Annotated in this window: 9 protein-coding genes and 1 pseudogene; 9 read left to right on the forward strand and 1 reads right to left on the reverse strand. The window is 71.3% G+C overall.

What is annotated here, in order from left to right; all coding sequences use genetic code 11:
• Positions 1 to 76: 76 nt before the first annotated feature.
• The 3 genes and pseudogenes from ACFC0D_RS36830 to ftsH all read left to right on the forward strand — a co-directional run.
• Positions 77 to 2,395 (forward strand): annotated as a pseudogene (locus tag ACFC0D_RS36830) ([protein-PII] uridylyltransferase); the annotation flags it as partial.
• Positions 2,396 to 2,507: 112 nt separating this feature from the next.
• Positions 2,508 to 4,061 (forward strand): signal recognition particle protein, encoded by a 1,554-nt coding sequence (gene ffh / locus ACFC0D_RS36835; protein WP_376446027.1) that lies wholly within the window; start codon positions 2,508 to 2,510, stop codon positions 4,059 to 4,061.
• 145 nt (positions 4,062 to 4,206) lie between these two features.
• On the forward strand, positions 4,207 to 6,132 hold the full coding sequence (gene ftsH, locus ACFC0D_RS36840) for an ATP-dependent zinc metalloprotease FtsH (protein ID WP_376446030.1): 1,926 nt from the start codon (positions 4,207 to 4,209) through the stop codon (positions 6,130 to 6,132).
• 127 nt (positions 6,133 to 6,259) lie between these two features.
• On the opposite strand, the gene ACFC0D_RS36845 is transcribed toward ftsH, so the two are convergent.
• Complete coding sequence (locus ACFC0D_RS36845; protein WP_376446034.1) at positions 6,260 to 7,009, reverse strand: class I SAM-dependent methyltransferase; 750 nt, start codon at positions 7,007 to 7,009, stop codon at positions 6,260 to 6,262.
• Positions 7,010 to 7,404: 395 nt separating this feature from the next.
• Here ACFC0D_RS36845 and ACFC0D_RS36850 point away from each other — a divergent pair, with 395 nt between their 5' ends.
• From ACFC0D_RS36850 to rplS, 6 genes are all read left to right on the forward strand, one after another.
• Complete coding sequence (locus tag ACFC0D_RS36850) at positions 7,405 to 7,998, forward strand: hypothetical protein (RefSeq protein ID WP_376446037.1); 594 nt, start codon at positions 7,405 to 7,407, stop codon at positions 7,996 to 7,998.
• A 180-nt stretch (positions 7,999 to 8,178) separates the two neighbouring features.
• The gene (gene rpsP, locus ACFC0D_RS36855; protein WP_260227749.1) at positions 8,179 to 8,619 is read left to right on the forward strand and encodes a 30S ribosomal protein S16; all 441 of its coding nucleotides are present in this window, start codon (positions 8,179 to 8,181) and stop codon (positions 8,617 to 8,619) included.
• Between the two features lie 2 nt (positions 8,620 to 8,621).
• On the forward strand, positions 8,622 to 8,861 hold the full coding sequence (locus tag ACFC0D_RS36860; protein WP_020868149.1) for an RNA-binding protein: 240 nt from the start codon (positions 8,622 to 8,624) through the stop codon (positions 8,859 to 8,861).
• Positions 8,862 to 8,945: 84 nt separating this feature from the next.
• The gene (rimM, locus tag ACFC0D_RS36865) at positions 8,946 to 9,587 is read left to right on the forward strand and encodes a ribosome maturation factor RimM (protein ID WP_376446040.1); all 642 of its coding nucleotides are present in this window, start codon (positions 8,946 to 8,948) and stop codon (positions 9,585 to 9,587) included.
• A complete protein-coding gene (gene trmD / locus ACFC0D_RS36870; protein ID WP_329115414.1) occupies positions 9,584 to 10,405 on the forward strand; it encodes a tRNA (guanosine(37)-N1)-methyltransferase TrmD in 822 nt (273 codons plus the stop codon). The genes rimM and trmD overlap by 4 nt, the downstream gene beginning before the upstream one ends.
• Positions 10,406 to 10,534: 129 nt before the next feature.
• Entirely contained in the window at positions 10,535 to 10,885 is a 351-nt protein-coding gene (gene rplS, locus ACFC0D_RS36875; RefSeq protein ID WP_356894105.1) for a 50S ribosomal protein L19, read from the forward strand.
• Positions 10,886 to 10,989 lie beyond the last annotated feature (104 nt).

Genomic DNA, 10,989 nt, shown 5'->3' on the forward strand with positions numbered 1-10,989 from the left:
GCCCCTGAAGGCTCCTCCGAGAGGCCTCCTGTGGGCGCGTCTCCGAGGGGTCCCCTGAGCGTTCCCCCGGGGAGCGTCCGACGACTGGCTGACCGGACTGTTCACCGCCGCCCAGCCGCCACGAGGGGTGGCGCTCGTCGCCGTCGGCGGCTACGGGCGCGGTGAACTCTCCCCGCGCAGCGACCTCGACCTGCTGCTCCTGCACGACGGAACCGCCGACGCGGGCACCATCGCCACCCTCGCCGACCGGATCTGGTACCCGGTCTGGGACCTGGGCCTCGCCCTGGACCACTCCGTGCGCACCCCCGCCGAGGCACGCAAGACCGCCGGGGACGACCTCAAGGTCCAGCTCGGGCTCCTCGACGCCCGGGCCGTCGCCGGCGACCACGGCCTCGTCGCCGGACTGCGGACCGCCGTCCTCGCCGACTGGCGCAACCAGGCACCCAGGCGGCTCCCCGAGCTCGACGCGCTGTGCCGGGAGCGGGCCGAGCGCATGGGGGAGCTGCAGTTCCTCCTCGAACCCGATCTGAAAGAGGCCAGGGGAGGGCTCCGCGACGCCCAGGTCCTGCGCGCCGTCGCCGCCTCCTGGCTCGCCGACGCCCCACGGGAAGGCCTGGACGGCGCCCGTCGCCGCCTCCTCGACGCCCGCGACGCCCTGCACCTCGCCACCGGCCGGGCCACCGACCGGCTCGCCCTCCAGGAACAGGACGCCGTCGCCGAAGAGCTGGGCCTCCTCGACGCCGACACCCTGCTGCGCGAGGTGTACGAGTCCGCGCGGATCATCTCCTACGCCACCGACGTCACCTGGCGCGAGGTCAACCGCGTCCTCAAGGCCCGCTCGGCCCGGCCCAGGCTGCGCACCATCCTGGGCGGCAGGTCCGGCACGAAGCCGCCCGTCGAACGCACCCCGCTCGCCGAAGGCGTGGTGGAGATGGACGGCGAGGTCGTCCTCGCCCTCAGCGCCAAACCCGAACGGGACTCCGTACTCCCGCTGCGGGCCGCCGCCGCGGCCGCCCAGTCCGGGCTCCCCCTCTCCCTGCACGCCGTCCGCAGGCTCGCGGCCACCGCCAAGCCGCTGCCGGTGCCCTGGCCCGCCGAGGCCCGCGAGGAACTGGTCACTCTGCTCGGCGCCGGGGAGCCGACCGTGCCCGTCTGGGAGGCCCTGGAAGCCGAAGGGCTGATCACCCGGCTCCTGCCGGACTGGGAACGCGTCCGCTGCCGCCCGCAGCGCAACCCCGTCCACACCTGGACCGTCGACCGGCACCTCGTCGAGACCGCCGTCCGTGCGTCCTCGCTCACCCGCCGGGTCGGCCGACCCGACCTGCTGCTCGTCGCCGCGCTCCTGCACGACATCGGCAAGGGCTGGCCGGGCGACCACGCCGTGGCCGGTGAGACCATCGCCCGGGACGTCGCCACCCGGATCGGCTTCGACCGCGCCGACGTCGCCGTCATCGCCACCGTCGTACGCCACCACCTGCTGCTCGTCGAGACCGCGACCCGCCGCGACCTCGACGACCCCGCCACCGTACGGTCCGTCGCCTCCGCCGTCGGGACGCAGGGCGCACTGGAACTGCTGCACGCCCTCACCGAGGCCGACGCGCTGGCCACCGGACCGGCCGCCTGGTCCTCCTGGCGCGCCTCGCTCGTCGCCGACCTCGTCAAACGCGTCGGCGCCGTCCTCGCGGGAGAGCCCGAACCGGAACCGGAACCTGCCGCCCCGAGCGCGGAGCATGAACGCCTCGCGGTCGAGGCACTACGCACCGGGGAGCCCGCCCTCGCCCTCCACACCCAGCCGGAGACCGAGCCCCAGGACGGCGAACCGGAACCCGTCGGTGTCGAACTCCTCATCGCCCTGCCCGACCAGCCGGGCGTCCTGCCGGCCGTCGCCGGCGTCCTCGCCCTGCACCGGCTGACCGTACGCGCCGCCGACCTGCGCGCCATCGAGCTCCCCACCGAGCTCGGCCCCGGAGCCGTCCTCGTACTGAACTGGCGCGTCGCCGCCGAGTACGGATCACTGCCCCAGGCCGCCCGGCTCCGCGCCGACCTCGTACGGACCCTCGACGGCAGCCTGGACATCCGCGCACGGCTGGCCGAACGGGAGGCCGCCTACCCCCGGCGACGCGGCGTCACCGCCCCGCCGCCCCGCGTCACCGTCGCCGCCGCCGACTCCCGGCTCGCCACCGTCATCGAGGTCCGCGCCCAGGACGCCCCCGGCCTGCTGCACCGCATCGGCCGGGCCCTGGAGGGCGCCGACGTCCGAGTCAGGAGCGCCCATGTCTCCACCCTGGGCGCCAACGCCGTGGACACCCTCTACGTGACCCGCCCCGACGGCTCCCTCCTGCCCGACGAAGAGGCCTCCGACCTGGCCCGGGCCCTGGAGGGCGCGCTGCGGTGAGAGCGTCCCGCCCCCGCCCGTTTCGACGGGCGGGGGCACGCACTTCGACCGGGCAGATACCCTGGAGGGCAATCCGTCCGCCCGCCCCCGACACCGAGGATCCGCGACCGCCGTGTTCGATACCCTCTCCGACCGCCTTGCAGCGACATTCAAGAATCTCCGGGGCAAGGGGCGCCTGTCCGAGGCGGACATCGACGCCACCGCGCGCGAGATCCGTATCGCCCTCCTCGAGGCGGACGTCGCCCTGCCCGTCGTCCGGGCGTTCATCAAGCAGGTCAAGGAGCGGGCCGCCGGCGCCGAGGTCTCCCAGGCGCTGAACCCCGCCCAGCAGGTCATCAAGATCGTCAACGAGGAGCTCATCGGCATCCTCGGCGGCGAGACCCGGCGCCTGCGGTTCGCCAAGACCGCGCCGACCGTGATCATGCTCGCCGGTCTCCAGGGTGCCGGTAAGACCACCCTCGCCGGAAAGCTCGGTCTCTGGCTCAAGGGCCAGGGCCACTCCCCGCTGCTCGTCGCCTGTGACCTCCAGCGCCCCAACGCCGTCACCCAGCTCGGCGTCGTCGCCGAGCGTGCTGGCGTGGCGTTCTACGGCCCGCAGCCGGGCAACGGCGTCGGCGACCCGGTCCAGGTCGCGAAGGACTCGATCGAGTACGCGCGGACCAAGATGTACGACGTCGTCATCGTCGACACCGCCGGCCGCCTCGGCATCGACCAGGAGCTGATGCAGCAGGCCGCGGACATCCGCGACGCCGTCAGCCCCGACGAGGTCCTCTTCGTCGTCGACGCCATGATCGGTCAGGACGCGGTCAACACCGCCGAGGCCTTCCGCGACGGCGTCGGCTTCGACGGCGTCGTGCTCTCCAAGCTCGACGGCGACGCCCGAGGCGGTGCCGCGCTCTCCATCGCGCACGTCACCGGCCGGCAGATCATGTTCGCCTCCAACGGCGAGAAGCTGGACGAGTTCGACGCGTTCCACCCGGACCGCATGGCGTCCCGCATCCTCGGCATGGGCGACATGCTCTCGCTCATCGAGAAGGCCGAGCAGACCTTCAGCCAGGAAGAGGCCGCCAAGATGGCCTCCAAGCTGGCGTCCAAGAAGGGGCAGGAGTTCACGCTCGACGACTTCCTGGCCCAGATGGAGCAGGTCCGCAAGATGGGCTCCATCAGCAAGCTCCTCGGAATGCTGCCCGGCATGGCGCAGATGAAGGAGCAGATCAACAACATCGACGAGCGGGACGTCGACCGCACGGCCGCGATCATCAAGTCGATGACCCCGGGCGAGCGCCACGACCCGACCATCATCAACGGCTCGCGCCGCGCCCGTATCGCCAAGGGTTCCGGCGTCGAGGTCAGCGCGGTCAAGGGCCTGGTCGAACGGTTCTTCGAGGCCCGCAAGATGATGTCCCGCATGGCCCAGGGTGGCGGAATGCCGGGCATGCCCGGGATGCCCGGCATGGGTGGCGGCCCCGGCCGGCAGAAGAAGCAGGTCAAGCAGGCCAAGGGCAAGCGCAAGAGCGGCAACCCGATGAAGCGCAAGGCCGAGGAGGAGGCCGCCGCGGCCCGCCGCGAGCAGGGCCAGCAGGGCGGCGCGTTCGGCCTCCCGGCGGCCGGGCAGGGCCCGCAGGACTTCGAGCTCCCCGACGAGTTCAAGAAGTTCATGGGCTGACAGCCCGGACGGCAGTCGTACGACGAGGGGCCCGGAGCGGTGCGAAACCGCCCCGGGCCCCTTTTCATCCCCACGCCATGCCTGCAATGCCGCATTGATCCGGTTCTCGAATAATGAGGCCTGACGTCGGCTTGAGGAGAGCAGCGTGGCCAACCCCGTACCCCCTCGCGACCGGACCGACCAGCCCTGGCGCTCGGAAGGCGCCCCGCCGCCCGCGCCGCCGAAGCGGAAGATGCCCGGCGGCTGGGGAGGGCTCATCCTCACCGCCTTGGTCGTCTACCTGATCGCCAACCTCGTCCTGTCGTTCTTCAACCGGGGCGACGAGCCGACGATCTCGTACACCGAGTTCAGCAAGCAGGTCACCGCCGGCAACGTCACCAAGATCTACTCCAAGGGCGACGCCATCCAGGGCGAGCTCAAGAACAAACAGCCCCTGCCCAACGGCGACAAGGGCGACTACACCAAGTTCGTCACCCAGCGGCCCGCCTTCGCCGACGACAACCTCTGGGACGAACTGACCGCCAAGGGCGTCACCGTCACCGCCGAGCCCGTCGTCCAGGAACGCAGCTTCCTCGCCAACCTGCTCATCTCGCTCGCACCGATGCTGCTGCTCGTCGTCCTGTGGATCTTCATCGCCCGCCGCATGAGCTCCGGCCTCGGCGGCGCGGGCGGAATGCTCGGACGCAAGGCCCCACCCAAGCCCGTCGAGCTCGAACCCGGCGCCACACGCACCACCTTCGACGACGTCGCCGGCATCGACGAGGTCGAGGGCGAACTCAACGACGTCGTCGACTTCCTCAAGAACCCCACCGCCTACCGCGACATGGGCGCCAAGATGCCGCGCGGCGTCCTCCTCGCCGGCCCGCCCGGAACCGGAAAGACACTCCTCGCACGAGCGGTCGCCGGTGAGGCGGGAGTGCCCTTCTTCTCCGCCTCGGCATCGGAGTTCATCGAGATGATCGTCGGCGTCGGCGCCTCCCGCGTACGGGAACTCTTCGCCGAGGCCCGCAAGGTCGCCCCCGCGATCATCTTCATCGACGAGATCGACACCATCGGCCGCGCCCGCGGCGGCGGCTCGGGCATGGGCGGCCACGACGAACGCGAGCAGACCCTCAACCAGATCCTCACCGAGATGGACGGCTTCACCGGCTCCGAAGGCGTCATCGTCCTCGCCGCCACCAACCGCGCCGACGTCCTGGACCCCGCGCTCACCCGGCCCGGCCGCTTCGACCGGATCGTCCACGTCAACCCGCCCGACCGCGGGGGCCGCGAGGCCATCCTCAAGATCCACACCCGCGAGATCCCCCTGGCCCAGGACGTCGACCTGGTCCAGGTCGCTCGCACCACCCCCGGCATGACCGGCGCGGAGCTCGCCAACCTCGCCAACGAGGCCGCCCTCCTCGCCGTCAAACGACAGCAGAAGGCCGTCACCCGGTCCGACATCTCCGACGCCCTGGAAAAGGTCCAGCTCGGCGCCGAACGACCCCTCGTCATGCCGGAGGAGGAACGGCGCCGCACGGCCTACCACGAGAGCGGCCACGCCCTGCTCGGAATGCTCCAGCCAGGCGCCGACCCCGTCCGCAAGATCACCATCGTGCCGCGCGGCCGCGCCCTCGGCGTCACCCTCTCGACGCCCGACTCCGACAAGTACGCGTACACCGAGGACTATCTGCGCGGCCGGATCATCGGCGCGCTCGGCGGAATGGCCGCCGAACAGGTCGTCTTCGGCGTCATCACCACCGGCGCCGAGAGCGACCTGGAACAGGTCACCAACATCGCCCGCGGCATGGCCGGCCGCTGGGGCATGAGCGAACGCGTCGGCCGCCTCACCGCCATCCCCGGCGACGCCCAACAGGCATACGGCCTCTCGGCGGCCCCCGCGACACTCGACATGGTCGCCGACGAGATGCGCCGGATCGTCGACGAGTGCTACGAGAGCGCCCTCCGCCAACTCCGCGAGAACCGCGACAAACTCGACGCCCTCGCGGCCGCCCTCCTGGCCAACGAAACCCTGGAGGAGGACGCCGCCTACCGGGCGGCCGGCATCACACGTCTGAAGAAGGAGACGTAGGCGCCCGGGCAGAAGCGGGGCGTCGTACGTTCCGTACGGGTCGGACGCCCGGGCAGAAGCGGGGCATCGTGCGTTCCGTACGGGTCGGACGCCCGCCACGCGCGCGTGGCGGTGCCTGCCGGACCGGCTACGGCACCCGGGCGATCAGGTAACGGAAGACGTTCGCCATCCACACCGTCCCGTCCCGGCGGACATACGGATCCAGCGCCTCCGTGATCTCCTTCTCGACCTGGGACGGATCCGTCGCCCGGACCGCCGCGTCGAACTCGCCCGTCGACAGCAGCCCCCGCACCGCACTGTCCTGGTCCGCGTACCCGAACGGGCACGACACCCGACCCGATCCGTCGGGCTTCAGACCGGCCCGCGCCACCACCTCCTCCAGGTCGTCACGGAGCGCCGGCCGCCAGCCCGTCAGCCGGGCGGCGACCCGCAGCACCGACGCCGTCGCGCACCGCTCGGGCGGCCCCCAGCCCGCGAGCACGATCGCCGTGCCCGATTGCGCCAGAGGAGTGACGTCGGCCAGCGCCCGGCCGAGCCCCGCCGAGGCGTGGAAGGCCGTGATCACGTCGTACGGTGCGCCCCCGGCGGCCGCCGCGTCGGCCGGATCCCCCTCGACCACCGCGTGCCCCGACCCCTCCGGCAGCCGCTCTCTCGCCAGCTCCACGCGCGCGTGGTCCCGGTCCACGCCGGTGGCGGCAGCGCCCCGGGAGGCCGCCATCAGCAGTGCCAGCCCCGAACCGCAGCCGAGCCCCAGAACCCGCGAGCCGCGGCCCACGTCGAGACGGTCGTACACCGCCTCGTAGAGCGGCACGAGCATGCGCTCCTGGATCTCGGCCCAGTCGCGCGCGGGATCGTGCCGGACGAGCGTAGGTGTCATGGAAAGCGCCCCAATCAGTGCCTGGTCGACGGCCCCCGTGTACGTGCGCCCGCATCCCCCCGTATGTCAGGGAACTGCGCATCCGTCCCCGCGTCCAGTGCTCGCACCGGACCACTTCCCGTTCGGGGCGGGCTCGGTGCGCCGCCTTGCATCCTGACCCGGTACTGTCCCCGCATCGGGCCGCGTCGGCCCCCGGGGGGGGCGCGAACGCCACCGCATACACGCCGACGCGTATGCGCCACTACGCACCAGCTTGGCGCGACCTGCGAGCCTTCTCCGCAGATCGGCGCACTGACCCTCGTCCGGACGCATGAACGGCAACTGACGGGTACGTGCAAATTATTTGGGATGCCCCGGAATGGAACCCGGGAGCACTTCGGCTCGTTGTACGCGACGTGAGCACGACACCACCTGTTCTCGCCGCAGAGCTGGCACAGGCGTGGGCCGACATTCAGCGGCACCACCCCGAACTGCCCGATCTTGCCGCGCCCGAGTCCCTGATCGGAGAGTCCTCGTCCGCCTGCGGCGCCGAGCTCTCCTTCGAGCGACTGCTCCACGAGGCAGTCCACGGCATCGCCGCCGCCCGAGGAGTCCGCGACACCTCACGCGCCGGCCGCTACCACAACCGCAGATTCCTGGCCATCGCCGAGGAGATGGGCCTCGACCACCCCGAGGAGCCGCACGCCAGCAGCGGCTTCTCCCTGGTCACGCTCAACCCCGAGGCGAAGCGGCGGTACCGGCCCACGATGGAGCGGCTCCAGCGCGCCCTCAAGGCCCACACCGTCGCGACGGCCGCGGACACCAAGCGTTCCTTCCGCGGCCCGGCCGCGCGCCACGGCTCCTCAGGCGGCGGCGTCCGCGTGAAGGCCGTCTGCGACTGCGGCCGCAACGTCCGCGTGGTCCCGTCCGTCCTCGCCCAGGCGCCCATCGTCTGCGGCGGCTGCGGCAAGCCCTTCCGTATCCCGGAATCGGTCGGAGCGGCGAGCTGAGCCCGAGTGAGCGCCCGGTCCGGCGTGCCACAGGCGTGTGGCACAATGGCTAGCTGTACTCGACAGTCGCACAGGACCCCTCTCTCCTCCGGCTGACGCGTCCATCGGGCACCCGAGTACCGCAACCCCACGTGGCATCTCATGTGCCCAACCACGTCAAGACCAGGAGACACCACTCCAGTGGCAGTCAAGATCAAGCTCAAGCGCCTCGGCAAGATTCGCCAGCCGCACTACCGCATCGTCGTCGCCGACTCCCGCACCCGCCGGGACGGTCGTGCGATCGAGGAGATCGGTCTGTACCACCCGACGTACAACCCGTCGAAGATCGAGGTCGACTCGGACCGCGCGCAGTACTGGCTGTCCGTCGGCGCCCAGCCGACCGAGCCGGTCCTCGCCATCCTGAAGCTCACCGGCGACTGGCAGAAGCACAAGGGCCTGCCGGCCCCGGCGCCGCTGCTGCAGCCGGCGACGAAGGAGGACAAGCGCGCCTCCTTCGACGCGTTCGCCAAGACCCTCGAGGGCGACGACGCCAAGGGTGAGGCCATCACCCCGAAGGCGAAGAAGGCCGACAAGAAGGCGGACGAGGCCGAGGCCGCGTCCACCGAGTCGACCGAGGCCTGATCGTGCTCGAGGAGGCTCTCGAGCACCTCGTGAAGGGCATCGTCGACAACCCTGACGAAGTGCAGGTCGCCTCGCGCAACCTGCGCCGTGGCCGCGTGCTCGAGGTTCGGGTCCACCCCGACGACCTCGGCAAGGTGATCGGCCGCAACGGCCGCACCGCGCGTGCGCTGCGTACCGTCGTGGGCGCCATCGGCGGCCGTGGCATCCGCGTCGACCTCGTCGACGTGGACCAGGTCCGCTGAGCAAGTTGGACACACCGGCACGGGCCGGGGAGGGCCTTCGGGTCCGCCCCGGCCCGTCGTCGTCGGACAGGAGAGAATGAAGTCGTGCAGCTGGTAGTCGCGCGGGTCGGCCGCGCCCATGGCATCAAGGGCGAGGTCACCGTCGAGGTACGGACGGACGAGCCCGAGCTGAGGCTCAGCCCCGGAGCGGTTCTGCTCACCGATCCGGCCTCCACAGGGCCCTTGACCATCGAGGCCGGCCGAGTGCACAGCGGACGGCTGCTGCTCCGCTTCGAGGGCGTACGCGACCGCAGCGCGGCCGAGGCACTGCGCAACACCCTGCTGATCGCCGACGTCGACCCCGAGGAGATGCCGGAGGGCGAGGACGAGTACTACGACCACCAGCTCATGGACCTGGACGTCGTACTCGCGGACGGCACCGAGGTCGGCCGGATCACCGAGATCACCCACCTGCCGTCCCAGGACCTCTTCATCGTCGAGCGGCCCGACGGCACCGAGCTGATGATCCCCTTCGTCGAGGAGATCGTCACCGACATCGACCTGGAGAAGCAGCAGGCCGTCATCGACCCGCCGCCCGGTCTCATCGACGACCGCGCCGAGATCGTCTCCTCCCGGGACGAGGACTCCGCTCGGGACTCCTCCGAGGACGCACCCGAGGGCGCACGCGAGGGCGCTTCCGGCGATGCTTCCGGGGACAAGGACTCATCCGGGGACGCCGGCGCATGAGGCTCGACGTCGTCACGATCTTCCCCGAGTACCTGGAACCGCTGAACGTCTCCCTGGTCGGCAAGGCACGCGCGCGTGGACAGCTCGACGTCCACGTCCACCACCTGAGGGAGTGGACCTACGACCGGCACAACACGGTCGACGACACCCCCTACGGCGGCGGCCCCGGCATGGTCATGAAGACCGAGCCCTGGGGTGACGCCCTCGACCAGACCCTCGCCGACGGCTTCGAGGCGGGCGCCCACGGCCCCGCCCTGGTCGTCCCCACACCCAGCGGACGCCCCTTCACCCAGGAACTCGCCGTCGAGCTCTCCGAGCGCCCCTGGCTGATCTTCACGCCGGCCCGCTACGAGGGCATCGACCGGCGCGTCATGGACGAGTACGCCACCCGCATCCCGGTGTACGAGGTCTCCATCGGCGACTACGTCCTCGCCGGCGGGGAGGCCGCCGTCCTGGTGATCACCGAAGCGGTGGCCCGACTGCTGCCCGGCGTCCTCGGCAACGCCGAGTCCCACCGCGACGACTCCTTCGCCCCCGGCGCCATGGCCAACCTCCTCGAAGGCCCCGTCTACACCAAGCCCCCGGAGTGGCGCGGCCGCGCCATCCCCGACGTACTCCTCAGCGGGCACCACGGGAAGATCGCGCGCTGGCGCCGCGACGAGGCCTTCCGCCGTACGGCGGCGAACCGGCCCGACCTCATCGAACGCTGCGACCCCGCCGCCTTCGACAAGAAGGACCGGGAGATCCTCTCCATGATGGGCTGGGCCCCGGAGCCCGGCGGCCGATTTTGGCGCAGGCCCGGCGCCGTGGAAGAATAGGCCGCTGCTGTGTGTCCGGCGTGCGCCCCTGCCACAGGGGGACGACGCCCGCCCGGTACACCCGGCGCTCCAACTCCTTCTCGAACGTTCCGCTGATGACCTGTGGCATCAGCGAGGAAAGAGACCACCATGGCCTCCCTGCTCGACTCGGTCAACGCGGCTTCGCTCCGCACCGACCTCCCCGCCTTCCGTCCCGGCGACACCGTGAACGTCCACGTGCGCGTCATCGAGGGCAACCGCTCCCGTATCCAGCAGTTCAAGGGCGTTGTCATCCGCCGCCAGGGCTCGGGCGTCAGCGAGACCTTCACGGTCCGCAAGGTCTCGTTCTCCGTCGGCGTCGAGCGCACCTTCCCGGTGAACAGCCCGATCTTCGAGAAGATCGAGCTCGTGAGCCGCGGTGACGTCCGTCGCGCCAAGCTCTACTACCTGCGTGAGCTGCGCGGCAAGGCTGCCAAGATCAAGGAGAAGCGCGACAACTGAGCTCCGGCTCACCGATCGCGCGGGGCTTCGGAGCGATGATTCACAGGGCGGCCGGATAGGCTCTGCCCCCGATGGACACCGAAGCACAGCACACGGAGCGCGAC

Source organism: Streptomyces sp. NPDC056222 (assembly GCF_042264065.1).
Taxonomy (GTDB): Bacteria; Actinomycetota; Actinomycetes; order Streptomycetales; family Streptomycetaceae; genus Streptomyces.